This is a genomic window from Achromobacter sp. UBA4530 (assembly GCF_002388205.1).
Classification (GTDB): domain Bacteria; phylum Pseudomonadota; class Gammaproteobacteria; order Burkholderiales; family Burkholderiaceae_B; genus Achromobacter; species Achromobacter animicus.
On the sequence record NZ_DGMA01000028.1, the window covers coordinates 51,765 to 66,390 of the forward strand.

The 14,626-nt window shown below is 63.8% G+C and carries 15 protein-coding genes and 1 tRNA gene; 3 read left to right on the forward strand and 13 right to left on the reverse strand.

What is annotated here, in order from left to right; translation table 11 throughout:
- Nucleotides 1–35 precede the first annotated feature (35 nt).
- Genes B2W22_RS20360 through B2W22_RS20370 form a run of 3 tightly spaced genes read right to left on the reverse strand, consistent with a single transcriptional unit; the run spans nt 36 to nt 2,231 of the window.
- Nucleotides 36–1,589: an LPD38 domain-containing protein gene (locus B2W22_RS20360; RefSeq protein WP_218343349.1), complete on the reverse strand. Its 1,554-nt coding sequence runs from the start codon at nt 1,587–1,589 to the stop codon at nt 36–38.
- Complete coding sequence (locus B2W22_RS20365) at nt 1,576–1,836, reverse strand: hypothetical protein (RefSeq protein WP_286939364.1); 261 nt, start codon at nt 1,834–1,836, stop codon at nt 1,576–1,578. Before B2W22_RS20365 ends, B2W22_RS20360 begins: the two co-directional genes overlap by 14 nt.
- Nucleotides 1,833–2,231: a hypothetical protein gene (locus B2W22_RS20370; protein WP_218343347.1), complete on the reverse strand. Its 399-nt coding sequence runs from the start codon at nt 2,229–2,231 to the stop codon at nt 1,833–1,835. Before B2W22_RS20370 ends, B2W22_RS20365 begins: the two co-directional genes overlap by 4 nt.
- Before the next feature lie 635 nt (nt 2,232–2,866).
- Here B2W22_RS20370 and B2W22_RS20375 point away from each other — a divergent pair.
- Nucleotides 2,867–4,129, forward strand: coding sequence for a J domain-containing protein (locus B2W22_RS20375; RefSeq protein WP_218343346.1), 1,263 nt, complete (start codon nt 2,867–2,869; stop codon nt 4,127–4,129).
- Between the two features lie 485 nt (nt 4,130–4,614).
- Here B2W22_RS20375 and B2W22_RS20380 read toward each other — a convergent pair.
- From B2W22_RS20380 to B2W22_RS20425, 10 genes are all read right to left on the reverse strand, one after another.
- A tRNA-Pro gene (locus B2W22_RS20380) sits at nt 4,615–4,691 on the reverse strand.
- Nucleotides 4,692–4,934: 243 nt separating this feature from the next.
- Nucleotides 4,935–5,369, reverse strand: a complete 435-nt coding sequence (locus B2W22_RS20385; RefSeq protein ID WP_218343345.1) for a MerR family transcriptional regulator — start codon at nt 5,367–5,369, stop codon at nt 4,935–4,937.
- A gap of 58 nt (nt 5,370–5,427) precedes the next feature.
- Complete coding sequence (locus tag B2W22_RS20390) at nt 5,428–5,766, reverse strand: integration host factor subunit alpha (RefSeq protein WP_082579019.1); 339 nt, start codon at nt 5,764–5,766, stop codon at nt 5,428–5,430.
- A gap of 2 nt (nt 5,767–5,768) precedes the next feature.
- Entirely contained in the window at nt 5,769–8,186 is a 2,418-nt protein-coding gene (gene pheT, locus B2W22_RS20395; protein ID WP_286939365.1) for a phenylalanine--tRNA ligase subunit beta, read from the reverse strand.
- 13 nt (nt 8,187–8,199) lie between these two features.
- Entirely contained in the window at nt 8,200–9,222 is a 1,023-nt protein-coding gene (pheS, locus tag B2W22_RS20400; RefSeq protein ID WP_175124022.1) for a phenylalanine--tRNA ligase subunit alpha, read from the reverse strand.
- 77 nt (nt 9,223–9,299) lie between these two features.
- Nucleotides 9,300–9,659: a 50S ribosomal protein L20 gene (gene rplT, locus B2W22_RS20405; protein ID WP_006218741.1), complete on the reverse strand. Its 360-nt coding sequence runs from the start codon at nt 9,657–9,659 to the stop codon at nt 9,300–9,302.
- 17 nt (nt 9,660–9,676) lie between these two features.
- Nucleotides 9,677–9,874 carry a 50S ribosomal protein L35 gene (gene rpmI, locus B2W22_RS20410; RefSeq protein ID WP_008159912.1) on the reverse strand — a complete coding sequence of 66 codons (198 nt, stop codon included), beginning with the start codon at nt 9,872–9,874 and terminating at the stop codon, nt 9,677–9,679.
- 263 nt (nt 9,875–10,137) lie between these two features.
- Nucleotides 10,138–11,868 carry a YifB family Mg chelatase-like AAA ATPase gene (locus tag B2W22_RS20415; protein WP_286939366.1) on the reverse strand — a complete coding sequence of 577 codons (1,731 nt, stop codon included), beginning with the start codon at nt 11,866–11,868 and terminating at the stop codon, nt 10,138–10,140.
- Nucleotides 11,869–11,993: 125 nt separating this feature from the next.
- Nucleotides 11,994–12,269, reverse strand: a complete 276-nt coding sequence (locus tag B2W22_RS20420) for an accessory factor UbiK family protein (protein ID WP_056315890.1) — start codon at nt 12,267–12,269, stop codon at nt 11,994–11,996.
- A gap of 508 nt (nt 12,270–12,777) precedes the next feature.
- Entirely contained in the window at nt 12,778–12,945 is a 168-nt protein-coding gene (locus B2W22_RS20425) for a hypothetical protein (RefSeq protein ID WP_175138546.1), read from the reverse strand.
- Here B2W22_RS20425 and B2W22_RS20430 point away from each other — a divergent pair.
- Both B2W22_RS20430 and amt read left to right on the forward strand, forming a co-directional pair.
- Nucleotides 12,944–13,282 carry a P-II family nitrogen regulator gene (locus tag B2W22_RS20430; protein WP_006218735.1) on the forward strand — a complete coding sequence of 113 codons (339 nt, stop codon included), beginning with the start codon at nt 12,944–12,946 and terminating at the stop codon, nt 13,280–13,282. The two genes, B2W22_RS20425 and B2W22_RS20430, sit on opposite strands and share 2 nt — an antisense overlap.
- Nucleotides 13,283–13,310: 28 nt before the next feature.
- Nucleotides 13,311–14,549 (forward strand): ammonium transporter, encoded by a 1,239-nt coding sequence (gene amt / locus B2W22_RS20435; RefSeq protein ID WP_175124021.1) that lies wholly within the window; start codon nt 13,311–13,313, stop codon nt 14,547–14,549.
- The last annotated feature ends 77 nt before the right edge of the window (nt 14,550–14,626 follow it).

Sequence of the window (14,626 nt, forward strand, 5' to 3'; positions counted from 1 at the left end):
CGAAGGGCGGTGTTGCTCAGAAATGGCGGGTTCCATCAGGGGCGCGCGGCCCGCGCACGCTCGTCCGCCAGCATGGCCAGCCGCTTGCGCGCGCGGTACAGCAGATCCAGCTGAGCGCGCTTCTCCTCCGACTGCAGGTCGGCGCACCCCAGTGCTTTGATCCTGGTGTTCACGTCCCGCAGTTGGCTATCCGCAGCCTTGAACAGAGCGCGCACGCGTTGCCGGTCATCGCCGGCCAGCTCGCGCGCGCGCTCCAGGCCGCCCAGCTCACGGGCCTGCGAATACGCCGCATAGACCTGGTTCACTTCCCGCTGCTCATAGTAGAAGCGCTGGATGTATTTGCTGCTTCGTGGGTCAGCCTCCTTCACGAAATCGCCCACAACGATCCAGTTGTCTACGCGGCCAAGGTCGCGGCGGGGGTTCTCCGGCAAGCCCGACAGTGGCCGCGCCAGATAGTCCGAGACGTTCAGCGCCTGTGTGCCCAGCCAGCCGAAGTACCCGCGCGCCAGGTGCTCGACCCGCTGTGGCGAGACACCCAGCGCCTGGCCTAGCGCCACCGCGCCGGCGGAAGTCGATGCCATGAAGCGATCGCCGGCAGGCAGGCGCTGCTGGCCCACGCTGTCGATGTCGCGCTCGCGGAAGGAGTCGTAGTTGAACGCCGCTTCCATGGCGGGCTTCACCAGTTGGGGCACGGGGTTCATGGATAGCTGCTCCGTCAGGATGGCGCCCACCGTGCGGCCGAAGTCGCCCAGGCGGAAGTCATCGCCGCCAAACGCCAGCTCGGTGCCGCGCTCGACCACGCTGCCCAGGGCGCCGATTTCGAACGGCTTGGGGATGTAGACGAACTGATTGGTGCCCGGCAGCTTGGTGATCCAGAACGTGTTGCGTGCCCAGTCCGGCAACTGTTTGTAGTCGTCGTCGTCCTTCATGCCCAGGTAGAGCAGCGCCGACGCCATCGCGACCGCGCCCGTCACGGCGGCAAAGCGCGCGGGGTCAGCGGCCGCGCCGCGGCCCAGCTTGTACACGCCTTGCAGACGGGCGTTGAAGAACGGCACTACCTGGGACAACAGGCGGATCGCCGAGAACGTACCGCCAGCGGTAAAGTCCATCAAGTCCCGCGCGGCGTAGCTGGCCTCCAGGTGACTGCGCCCGGCTTTGCGCGCCTGCTGGTAGATGGCCGCGCGGTTGATTGTCTCCGCCCTGTCGCCCGTTTCCTGGTACCAGTCGAAGGCCTTGCGTAACGCCCGTCCCATACCGACGGGCGACGTGATGACGTCGTCGGGGTGGGCGCCCAGCTCGTCCACCAGGCGCTTCACGTTGCGGGCGTTGCCGTCATTGAAGGATCCGAACCGGACCGCACCACCGCCCGCCATCAGCCGGCGCCGGGTGTCGCTTTCGGCCCCCGTCGCCTTCCAGCCTTCGGCCAAGTTGCGCAGCGGGTTGACGGACAGATTGATGTCGATCGACATGGCCTGGATGGTGTCGCGCAGCAGGTTGCGAACGCGGAACGTCGGACTGATCGTCACGCCCACCGTCAGAGCCTGCTTGAACTTGCGGGCCGCCTTGGTGAATGGGTCACTGGACCCCACGTAATGCAGCGCCGAGCGCGTTCATCACCAGGGGATCGTCCACGAGGTAGTGACGCTCCTGGCCGTTGAACATGGCCCGCACGCTCCCGCGCTCGGCCTGGCGCACGCGCGTGGCAATGCCAAGCTTTTCCGCCTCTTGCAGGGCGCCCTGTGCGGCCAGGGTCTTCATGCTGGCCGAAAGCAGGTGGGACCAGTTCGACACCGTGTTGGCGACCAAGTCACCCAGCTTGTCGGTGCCGCCCTTCAACCGCTTGTAGGCGTGCTGGCGACTAGGCCGCCGATTTGGTCAGGCCCCATCGTGCCGGTGGCATCGTCCTCCATAACACGGTAGAACGGGACGTAAAACTCGCTCCCCCCCAGATGGCGGGCGGTGGGATTGACCAAGCCGGCCTCCTGCGCCACGTTCAGCCCTGAGCGCTGAAGGGCATTGAACTCGGCCAGCGCCTCACGGTAAACCGCCGCGCGGTCGCGGCCGTCGGCCATCTTGCCGGCGGCGAGCCGTTTGCCAGCCGCGATATCTTCGGGAGTGAACAGGCGCTCGCGCGACGCAGCTTCGGCCTTGGCGCCCGGCCACTTCGCCGCTTCTGCACGCGCCGCGCCTTCGTTGGCAAAGCAATCGGCCACGCCATTGTCGAATCGCACCTGCCATTCCGCAGCCAGGCGCTCGGCTCAGTAGGCTGCAATCCAGGCCTTGAAATGATCGTGCTCGCCATTCAGACAGGCCAGGATCTCGGTTGCGCCTTTTCCACCGGCGGTATCTGGTGCGCCGCCCTGCAACTTAATGGCACTATGGAGGACAAGGTATTCAGCCGCGCCTCAGCGCCCTTGGACAGCCGCGCCGCACGTAGGCGGTGGCGCTAATGCCCTTGAGCAGCCTGAACTGGGCGAAGATCCCGGCGGATCGCGTGGGAAGTTCGGGTCATCGTCGATGTCCTAAAAGGTCGGATGTGCGGATCACTTATGATGTGGTTTGGCGCAACAGGTTAGGCGCGAGCCCCACCCGAAACTGCCAAGATGCGCGAAACCGCCAAAGTCTTCGGGATCCGCCTAAGTGCCTTCAGCACGATTCTAAAGACAGCCCTCCGCCTAGGCCACTAAGTCGTCACTGTGCTCGGAGGTACGACGCGGCCAAGGGATCCTTACTGGCACGAAGGGTGAGTAGCCCAGAGGTTTACCCGCGTTTGAGAAAAATTTTGTTTGTATGTAACGAAAGACGATTTTTGTAGCTATTATTTTGCGGCGAACAAACGACCGCCCTGCCGTCACTATCGAATGAAATGGGACCAACAATCCATACCCACTACGACAACCTGAAGGTTGCGCGCAACGCTCCCGATTTCGTGATTCGGGCGGCATATAAAGCCCTGTCCCAGCAGTACCATCCGGATAAGCACGGGGGGTCTGCGGCCGCGGCAAACGCCATGCGACTTATAAATGAGGCGTATGCGGAGTTGTCGGACCCTGTACGTCGTGCGTCTCATGACGCATGGATTGCTCAGCAAGAAATTAAGGCAAGGGTCGACAATCAAGCGGATGCTCGCAGGCAGGGGGCTGCTCCTCGCGACTCAGCGCCCCGTCCCGATCCGCCATCGAAGGCCCCTTCCCCGCAACCGCCGCCGCAAGCAACAACGCGATCCGCGCGGTCGTCCGGATGGTCCTGGGGTGGGGTCCTTTTGATACTGGTAGTAGTTTTAGCGTTGATGAACACGCAAGGGTCTAAGACGAAAACCGCACATAAATCCGCGGGACCGACGGACTCATCCATTCCCAGTCCAAGCGCCAGTCGATATGGGTCGACTGCCAGTGCGGCGAACCCACCATTCGTCAATCGAACTCCAGCCCCCGTGGCGTTGCAACCTGCGACCTTCCCATCAACACCTGCTTCTGTCCCAATGACAAGCCAATTGCCGAGGGGACGTGTTAACGCAGTAGAGCTGAACGTTCGTGCCGGCCCGGGCGTTAACCACGACGTTCTCGCCCGACTACGCTTTCTCGATACGGTGTCATTTGAAGGTCCTGCAAGTAATGGCTGGATTCCGGTTTCCCACCGGGCGGGATTTGGATATGTCAACGCCACATACATTCTGGCAGGATCAGATGCAGATACGCTTCGGCAACTGTGCCAAGAAGAGGGAACTCCCCTGAGCACCGGAACGGTATTGATGCATCCAAGCGCGCACGGAGATCACGAACTTCGTATCGTCGCTAATCACAACCGAGATGCGCTGGTAAAGCTCAAGGACGCGCAAGGTCACACAGCGTTTAGCGGGTTTGTCAGGCGCGGTCAGGCACACACTTTTCAAGGTATCCCCTCCGGCGTATACACCGCTTGGTTCGCGACAGGAACCGGCTTTAGTTCAAAGTGCGGACGATTTCTTGTTGATATGCACGTCTCCTACGACCCCACCCCCCGTCACTTTAGGAATACTCAAGCTGGAAATTTGGAGTATTCGACGGTCATGGAATACTCGTTGCAACTACAGCGGAACGGAAATTTTTCACCGAGCACGGCGGACCCTGTGGCCTTTCTAGCAGATTGATTCGATTGAAGCCACGCCCAGAGCTTTTTCTCGCCTGAGCCCCGCGCACTTTGTAGCTTCAACGGGCACGGCGTCCTCAATTGTTTTTTTCGTAGCGGGACGCGGCCGTGCTCCGGACGAATGACACGGCTTGGTATAGCGCGAGAAAGCGGTCCGGCGCAGTGGGGAGAAGGATCTAGACGCCGCGCCGCACCCGGGATTTGCCAGCTGCGGGGCGCACAGTTTTAAAGCACACGTTCGCTAGTCGCCTGCGCGCGGCGGGCGTGCCCGAGACGGACAGCAAAATGCCGTAGGATCCCGACGGCAATCCCCTTGCACTCGACGGCGGAGCTTACCAAGCTGATTGGCTCTGCAAACCGCATCGCAGCACCGACACGAGCAACCCGACGTTGACGTTGCTCACACCATAAGCGGCTCAAATAAGGGAGTCTCCGCCACAATGAGAAAGGCCGTCAGTGATTTCTCACTGACGGCCTTGGAACTACTGGTCGGGACGGCGGGATTCGAACTCGCGACCCCTTGCACCCCATGCAAGTGCGCTACCAGGCTGCGCTACGCCCCGAAAGAAAAAGAGTATAGCAGAACTAAAAAATGTTTGCACGCATTGGTGCGAAAAAAGTGCTGAATACTCGAAAAAATTTTTGCGCTTTGCGTGCGCCCTTCACAAGACTGCATGTGATGAGCCGACGTCCACACAGCGCAAGGCACTATGTTGTGCAGAGCGCGCGGCCATGAAGGCCATCGCGCGCTGCGGGAACTGATATCAAGCTTTGGATTTCAAGCGATGAACCGCGGTGACAGCGGCTCAGGCGGCAGGCGCCGTGTGCGTCGTGCTGCTGGCAGCGGGCGCAATGGCCGCGGCGCCCAATGCTTCGGCGAGCATCGCGGACACGTTGCCGAGCTCATTGCGCAACGACTGCATCTCGGTGCCCGACAGGCGCACGGCGGCGTCCTGATCGTGCGGCACGTCGCGCGCGTCGCCCAAGCGATTGCGCGCGCCGCTGATCGTGAAGCCTTGTTCGTAAAGCAACGAACGGATGCGGCGGATAAGCAGCACTTCGTGATGCTGATAGTAGCGGCGGTTGCCGCGGCGCTTCACGGGCTTGAGCTGCGTGAATTCCTGTTCCCAGTACCGCAAGACATGAGGCTTGACGCCACACAGGTCGCTGACTTCGCCGATGGTGAAGTAACGCTTGGCGGGAATGGGCGGTAGGGTAACGGTGGATTCAGTACGTGTCATAAGCGGATTTTATGCGCGCGATGCGTGGGGCGCCGATAACAATTACCGACAAAGCGTATCACTCCGCGGCCTCCGGTGCTGCGGGAACGGCCTGCTCCACCACGCTCTTGAGTTTCTGGCTGGCGTGGAACGTGACCACGCGCCGCGCCGCGATGGGAATGGTTTCTCCGGTCTTGGGGTTGCGACCAGGGCGCGGCGGTTTGTCGCGCACCTGGAAGTTGCCGAAACCCGAGAGCTTGACGGAATCACCGCGCGCCAGGGCGTCGCGGATTTCCTCGAAGAACGTATCGACGATGTCCTTGGCTTCGCGCTTGTTCAGGCCGACCCGCTCGAAGAGCAGTTCGGCCAGCTCGGCCTTGGTGAGGGTGCGTTGCTCGGCAAGCATACTGGTCCCCATGTTCAGCCACGTTGGCGCGCGCCGTGCGCGGCAACCAGGGCTTCCTTGATGCGCGCAAGGCAATCCGCCACGCGGGCTTCGTCCAAAGTGACCTCAGTGTCCTGTAGCCAGAAACGGAACGCAAGGCTTTTCTCGGCGACGGGTTCGCTGCCTTGCGCCTTGTCACGCCACACGTCGAACACGCGCGCATCCTGCACGACGGCCAGTTGCGCGTCGGCCTTGACGGCAGCGGCAACGGTGTCGAGCATGGACTGTACCGTCACGTCCTCGTCGACCCACAGCGCCAGGTCGCGCACGACGACGGGCTGACGCGAGAGCTCGCGCACCTGCGGCAGTTCGCCTTCGGACAATGCGTCCACGTCCAGTTCAAACACCACCGGCGCATGCGCCAGGTCTGCCTGCTGCGCCCAGCGCGGATGCAGTTCGCCGATCCAGCCGACCTGCTTGCCGTCCAGCATGACGCGCGCGCCACGGCCGGGATGCAGGGCAGGATGCGCCGCTGCCTCGAAACGCAGGCGGCGGCCGCGGGCGCCGAACAGCGACTCGACGTCCATCTTCACGTCGAAGAAATCGACGTGGCGCGTGGGTACGCCCCACTGCTCTTCCACTGCCGGGCCCCATGCGGCACCCGCGAGCTTCATGGGCTGGCGCACGCCGGCCACTTGCAGCGGACCGTCTTCGGCCGAGGCATCGCGGAAAAACACGCGGCCCAGTTCGAACAGGCGCACGCGCGACTGCTTGCGGTTGGCGTTGTGACGGATGTTGGCGACCAGACCGCCGATCAGGCTGGAACGCATGACCGACAGATGGCTGGCGATCGGGTTCACGAGGCGCACGGGGTTGTCGTTGCCCGCGAAATCGCGTTCCCAGTCGGCTTCGACGAAGCTGTAGTTCACGACTTCCTGGTAGTCCTGGGCAGCCGTCAGACGGCGCAGCGCATGCGCGCCGCGGCGCACTTCGGGCTGTGAAAACATCTTGGCGCGCGCCATCGGCGGCACGTCGGGAATGCTTTCGAAGCCATAGATGCGAGCCACTTCCTCGATCAGGTCTTCTTCGATTTCCAGATCGAAACGGAACGACGGCGGGTTGACGATGAAGTCGTCGCCTTCGACCGAGTAGTCCAGGCCCAGGCTGCCGAAAATCGTAGCGACCTGCTCGCGTGTGACCGGCACGCCCAGCACGCGATGGCAGCGCGCCAGGCGCATGCGCACCGGCGGACGCTGGGGCAGATTGACGATCTGGTCGTCGATGGGGCCGACCTGACCGCCGCAGATGTCGACGATGAGGCGGGTGATGAATTCAATGTGCTCGGGAATGCTGGCGTAGTCGACGCCGCGTTCGAAGCGGTGGCTGGCTTCGGAGCTGAACTTGAAGCGGCGCGCGCGGCCGGCAATGGCTTGCGGCCACCAGAACGCGGCTTCGAGATAGATGTTCTGCGTGTCGAGCGTCACCGAGGTGGCTTCGCCGCCCATGATGCCGGCCAGGCTTTCGACCTGCTCGCCAGCGACGACCACACCAACCTTCGGGTCCAGCGTCACGGTCTGGCCGTTCAGCAGTTCCAGCGTTTCGCCTTCACGCGCCCAGCGCACGGCGATGTCGCCGCCGATCTTGTCCAGATCGAAAACGTGCGACGGACGGCCCAGTTCGAGCATGACGTAGTTCGAGATATCGACCAACGCGGACAGCGAGCGTTGGCCGGCGCGCTCGAGGCGCGTCTTCATCCATTCGGGCGTCGCCGCGCGGGCGTTCACGCCGCGGATGACGCGGCCGCCGAAACGGCCGCAGAGGTCGGGCGCCTCGATCTTGACGGGCAGGCGCTCGTCGAGCGTGACGGGCACGGCGGCCGCGGTGGGCACCGACAGCGGCGCTCCGGTCAACGCGGCCACTTCACGCGCCACGCCCAGGATCGACAGGCAGTCGGCGCGGTTGGGCGTCAGCTTGAGCGTGAACAGCGTGTCGTCCAGATCCAGCGCTTCACGGATGGATTGGCCGGGGACCATGTCGGCGGGCAGCTCGAGGAGCCCCGCATGGTCTTGCGACAGACCCAGTTCGCGGGCCGAGCACAGCATGCCGGAGGACTGCACGCCGCGCATCTTGGCGACGCCGATCTTCATGCCGCCGGGCAGTTCTGCGCCCACGCGGGCGAGCGGCACTTTCAGGCCGGCAGCAGCGTTGGGTGCGCCGCAGACGATCTGCAGGCGTTCGCCGGAGCCGTCGTCGACCTGGCAGACGCGCAGCTTGTCGGCGTCAGGGTGCGGCGCGATCTCGACGATGTGCGCGACGACCACGCCGGTGAATGCCGGTGCAGCGGGCTCGGTTTCTTCGACTTCCAGGCCGGCCATCGTGAGCCGGTGCGCGAGTTCATCGGTTGCGATCGGAGGATTGACCAGCGTACGCAGCCAGGATTCGGGAAATTGCATGATCAGCCGTCTGTTATTCGTTGAACTGGCGCAGGAAGCGCAAATCGCCTTCGTAGAACTGGCGCAGATCGTTGACGCCGTAGCGCAACATGGTCAGGCGCTCGAGCCCGGAGCCGAAGGCAAAGCCGATGTAGCGCTCGGGATCCAGCCCGAAGTTGCGCACCACCTGCGGATGCACCTGGCCGGATCCGGAGATTTCGAGCCAGCGGCCGCGGTTGGGACCCGAGGTGAACATCATGTCGATCTCGGCGGACGGTTCCGTGAACGGGAAGAACGACGGACGGAAACGCACGACCAGATCGTCGCTTTCAAAGAAGCAACGCAGGAAATCGGTGTACACGCCCTTCAGGTCGGCAAACGAGATGTCCTCGGCGATCCAGAGCCCTTCCACCTGGTGGAACATGGGCGAGTGCGTGGCGTCGCTGTCGACGCGGTAGGTGCGCCCCGGCGCGATGACCTTGATGGGCGGCTTGTTCATGCGGGCGTAACGCACCTGCATGGGGCTGGTGTGCGTGCGCAGCAGCAGCGGCAGGCCGTCCGCGTCGTTCATGTCGACGTAGAACGTGTCCTGCATGGAACGCGCCGGATGGTCCAGCGGGTTGTTCAAAGCGGTGAAATTGGTCCAGTCGTTTTCCACTTCGGGGCCGTCGGCCACGTCGAAGCCAATGGAACGGAAGATCTCTTCCACACGTTCCCAGGTCCGGATCACCGGATGGATGCCGCCCGGCGCGCGACCGCGGCCCGGCAGGGTGACGTCAATGGTTTCGGATGCCAGACGGGCATCCAGCTCCGCCTGCGCCAGTTCGGCGCGGCGCGAGTTCAGAAGCTCTTCGATCTTCTGCTTGGCCTGGTTGATTCGCGCGCCCGCTTCTCGCTTTTGCTCGGGATCGAGCTTGCCCAGGCCTTTGAGCAGCACCGTCAAGGCGCCTTCCTTGCCCAGGAAGCGAGCTTTTGCGTTCTCAAGTGCGGCGGCGTCCGAGGCCGCGGCGAACCGTTCTTGCGCCTGGTCTACCAGGTCGTCAACCAATCGAGTCATGAAATCCAGCCTTCAAAACGCAAACGGGGCTATTACAGCCCCGTTTGCAGCGATGCGCGATGAGTTAAAGCGCGCGATCAGGCAGCCAAGGCAGCCTTGGCTTGCTGCACGATGGCGGCAAAGCCGGCCTTGTCGCGCACGGCCAGATCGGCCAGGACCTTACGGTCGAGTTCGATCGAAGCCTTCTTCAGGCCAGCGATGAACACGCTGTAGCTGACGCCATGCTCGCGGACGGCCGCGTTGATACGCGTGATCCACAGAGCGCGGAACGTGCGCTTCTTGTTACGACGGTCGCGGTAGGCGTATTGGCCAGCGCGCATGACTGCTTGCTTGGCAATACGGAACACATTACCGCGGCGGCCACGGTAACCCTTGGCGGCGGCAATGACTTTCTTGTGACGTGCGCGGGCAGTTACGCCGCGTTTGACGCGAGGCATAGTAGATCTCCCTTAGATCAAGCGAAAGGCATCATGGCCTTGACGGAGGCCACGTTGGAGTCATGAACCGCTGCAGAGCCGCGCAGTTGACGCTTGGCCTTGGTGGTCTTCTTGGTCAGGATGTGACGCTTGAACGCCTGACCACGCTTGATGGAGCCGCTGCCGCGCACCTTAAAGCGCTTGGAAGCGCTTTTCTTGGTTTTCATCTTGGGCATGATGATTCCCTAAACTAAAACACGCATTGTTGATTTACATGACGCCAGGTGCTTGACGCCAAAGACGCCAAAACTTGTAGACCTGTTGCCACTTCTGGGGGTCGCAACCAACGATTTTTGAACTGCAACGTTGATTCGCGGATCTTTCCCGAAGGCGGACAAATAGCTACCCACATCCGGAAAAGCCTTTGATTATATGGTGATTTCCTGGACTTTGTCGAGTCGGAGAGTGCTCCGCGAACAACGGGGACAGGAGGCCGGGATCATACGGCTGTTCGCCGGTACTGCACCGCCTGGGCGACGTGACTGGCCGCGAGCACGGCCTGGCCGTCCAGGTCCGCGATCGTGCGGGCCACACGGAGCGCCCGGTGCATGGCCCGGGCGGAGCCAGTCAGGCGCCGCATGGCTTGATGCAACAGCGCCTGCGCGTCGGCGTCCATGACGCAAAACTCGTCCAGCTCGGCCCCGGCCAGCGCGGCGTTGATCTTGCCCTGCCGGGCAAGCTGACGCTCGCGGCAACGGACGACGCGCTCCCGGACAGCCTGGGACGCTTCGCCCGGCGGCGCGGTCATCCAGGCGGGATCGGAGGGAGGAAGGGCAACATGCAGGTCGATCCGGTCAAGCAGCGGCCCCGAGATTTTGCCCGCGTAGCGCGCCACCTGATCCGGCGTGCAGGTGCACGCCCGCGCCGGATGGCCCCGCCAGCCGCAAGGACACGGATTCATCGCCGCGACGAGCTGAAAACGCGCGGGAAACTGCGCCGCGTGCAGCGCCCGGGAGATGACCACCCTACCCGCTTCCAGGGGCTCTCGCAGCGCCTCGAGCGAGCGGCGGCTGAACTCGGGCAGTTCGTCCAGGAAGAGGACGCCGTGATGCGCCAGGCTGATTTCGCCGGGACGCGGCCGCCCGCCCCCACCCACCAGCGCCGCCACCGACGCCGAATGATGCGGCGACCGGAAAGGCGGCTGGCCGGTCAGCGCGTCGGGCATGCCGGCCATTGCCGCCACGGCCGCCGCTTCCAGCGCCTGGCTCCGCTCGAGCGGCGGCAGCAGGCCCGGCAGGCGCGCGGCCAGCATGCTCTTGCCCGCGCCGGGCGGCCCCAGCATCAGCAGGCTGTGCCCGCCTGCCGCCGCGACTTCCAGCGCACGCCGGGCGCCAGGCTGGCCGCGCACGTCGGACAGGCACGGGACGGGCGCAACCGGAGGCCACGGTGCGGGCACGGCATCGGGCAGCAGCGACGCGCCCGCAGCATGGGCCGCCACGTCCGCCAGGCAACGCGCCGACAGGACGCGCAACCCCGGGACCCAGGCGGCCTGCTCGGCGCTGCCTGCCGGCAGGATCAGCGTGGCATCGGGCGCGTCGCGGGCGACGCTCAAGGCGATCACCAGCGGCGCGGCGACCGGCACGAGCGCGCCGGTGAGGGACAGTTCGCCGGCGAGCACCAGGCGGGAGAGCGCGGGATCGGGCGCACGAGGCTGATCTGCGTGACGCTCGCCGGCAGGTCCCGCGGCATGTGCGCCGAGGCTGTCGCCGGCAGGTTCGTTGGAAGTGCCGTCGGGATCTTTGCCGGGATGCTCGCCGGGAAGTTCGCCAGGAAGTTCGCCGGAGTGGCCGGCGCAGCGGTCTACGGACTGTTCACCCGAATCCCCACCGGAACGTCCGCCCCGCTGCCGCCCCGCCTGCGCGCCATCTTGCGCAGGCGCGGCCAATTGACCGGACGCTAGCAGCACGCCCAGCGCGATCGGCAGATCGAAGCGGCCGGACTCCTTGGGCATGTCTGCCGGCGACAGATTGACGGTGATGCGCCCCGCCGGAAACTCGAAGCCGCTGTTGATGATGGCGGCCCTGACCCGCTCGCGGCTTTCCCGGACCTCGGTATCAACCAGCCCGACCACGTTGAATCCCGGCAAGCCGGGGCCGAGGTGTGTTTCGACGCGGACCGCATGGGCGTGCATGCCGCTGAGGGCCCTGCTGGCGAGTACGGCAAGCGTCACGGGGGTCTCCGGATGAGTTCGGGACGCCAGTATCCGCAAAAACAAACGGCCGCGGAGAGCGGCCGTGACAAAACGATCTCGCGCTGGACCCGCGCGTAGCGGGTGCGCGGCGCTTGCTTACTTACTTACTTGTCCAGGCCCGTCGCCGGACCCTTGTCCAGACCCGTCAGGCGCTGTTCCATCTGCTGCACCTGGGCGGCCAGCTGATCGACCCGGGCGCGCGTACGTGCGAGCAAGTCGGCCTGCACGTCGAACTCTTCGCGGGTGACCAGATCCAGCTTGGAAAACGCCTGCGTCATCATGGCGCGCACATTGCGCTCGACGTCCGCCGCGGGGCTGCGCGCGATCAGGTCGGAAATGTTCTTCTGAAGGTCTTCCATCCACTGGGTGCGATTGTTCATATGGGCCTCTCGATGTTCTTGATGGCTCAAGTGTAGTGCGTCGGCCAGATTGTTTCAGGCGGGGCCGGTTGCGCCGCCGCAAAAAAAAGGGCGGGCCGCATGCGGTGACCGCCCTTCAAAGCACAGGAGAAAACCGGGCTGCCTGACGGCAACCCCCTACCAACACCACTAACCTTGCCGCCGGTCTATCCGACCGCGCAGTGCATCGTCCATATGGCGGATGCACGTCCTGAGTCCGATTCAACTCGAGCCCACACCGGTCAACAAGCCGACCCGTGTAAACCCTCGTATCACGGTCGCGCCCCAATTTGGACGGGTCCAAACGAATTCCAACTGGAATTGAAAGGCCGTCGGCGGGCAAAGAACCGCAGCCCGCAAGGCTGAGCGCCGGACGACACGTTCTATTGACGCGACCACGCACGAGCGCCGACACGTGACCGCACCCCAAGCGCTCGCATTAAATGGCTACAAATCCCTGTTGCGGATCACATGTGGTTGCATGTGACTGCTACGCGTTGTTGCGCACCAAATTGAGGCCGGCCTGCGGTGCATCGCGCACCACAACGGTGCCGTTTTGCACAACTTTTGCGCCGTTCCCGGGCATCGCCAGCGCTGGCCAACATGGCATGGATATTGCTTTAACCACGGAGCGTGCAACCAAGAGAGGAAATGCCATGAAACTCATCATCGCCATCATCAAGCCCTTCAAGCTCGACGAAGTGCGGGTGGCTCTATCCGGAATCGGGGTCCAGGGCCTGACCGTCACCGAAGTCAAAGGCTTTGGCCGCCAGAAAGGCCACACCGAACTTTATCGTGGCGCGGAATACGCCGTTGACTTCCTGCCAAAGCTGCGCGTCGAGGCCGCCGTGCCCGACCACCTTGTGGACCAGGTCATCGAAGCGATCGAACAAGCCGCCCGCACCGGCAAGATCGGCGACGGCAAGATTTTTGCCGCCCCCCTTGAACAAGTCATCCGTATCAGAACTGGCGAAGCCGGCGAAGCTGCGCTGTAAATAAATAAAGACTCAATGGAGCCTGAAAATGGATAAAGCAGATATTTCCTGGTTGCTCGTCTCTACCCTGCTTGTATTGATGATGGCCGTACCCGGCCTGGCCATGTTCTACGCCGGCCTGGTGCGCAGCAAAAACGTGCTGTCCGTCTTGCTGCAAGTGTTGTGCACGTTCGTGCTGGGCCTGGTTCTCTGGTTCATCTATGGATATTCCCTGGCGTTCACCGAGGGCAATGCCTTCTTCGGCGGCCTCTCGCGCGCTTTCTTCTCTGGCATGTTCAATCCCGCCGACGGCACGTACGCCATGTCGAACTCCCTGACCGAGCTGCTGTTTGCCTCGTTCCAGGCCACGTTCGCTGGCATCACCTGCGCCCTGGTGGTCGGCAGCTTTGCCGAACGCGCCCGGTTTTCGGCCGTGCTGGTGTTCACGGTGATCTGGTTCACGTTCGCCTACATCCCCATCGCGCACATGGTGTGGTTCGCCTCTGAAACGGCGCCCGGCCTCTTGAACGCACAAGGCGCGTTGGACTTTGCCGGCGGCACCGTGGTGCACATCAACGCCGGCGTGGCCGGTCTGGTGGGCGCCTATGTGGTTGGCAAGCGCGTGGGCTATGGCCGTGAAGCCATGCAGCCGCACAACCTGCCGATGACCTTCGTGGGCGCCGCCCTGCTGTGGGTGGGCTGGTTCGGCTTCAACGCAGGTTCGGCCCTGGCCGCCAACGAAAACGCCACCCTGGCCTTCTTCAACACCATGATCGCCACGGCGGGCGCCGTCCTGGCCTGGTTGTTCACGGAATGGGCCATCAAGGGCAAGCCCTCGATGCTGGGCGCCGCTTCGGGTGCCGTCGCCGGCCTGGTCGGCATCACCCCGGCCGCGGGCCTGGTCGGTCCGGTGGGCGCCCTGATCATCGGCGTGGTTGCCGGCGTGGTCTGCGTCTGGGGCGTGAACGGCCTGAAGCGCATGCTGCGTGCCGACGATGCGCTGGACGTGTTCGGCATCCACGGCGTGGGCGGCATTGTGGGCGCCCTGCTCACCGGCGTGTTCAATGCGCAGGTCTTCGGCGGCCCCGGCCTGGCCGAGCCCTCCATGATTGCTCACCAACTGTGGGTCCAGCTGGAAGGCGTGCTGCTGACCATCGTCTGGTCCGGCGTGGTGGCATGGATTGCCTACAAGATCGCCAATGCCCTGTGCGGCCTGCGTGTGCCGGAAGACCAGGAGCGCGAAGGCCTGGACGTCACCAGCCACGGCGAATCCGCGTATCACAGCTAAGCTGCTGCGATGCTCCCGCCGCGACCCGCGGCGGGGCGGATCGAAAAATGAAAGAGCCCTTCAACATGAAGGGCTCT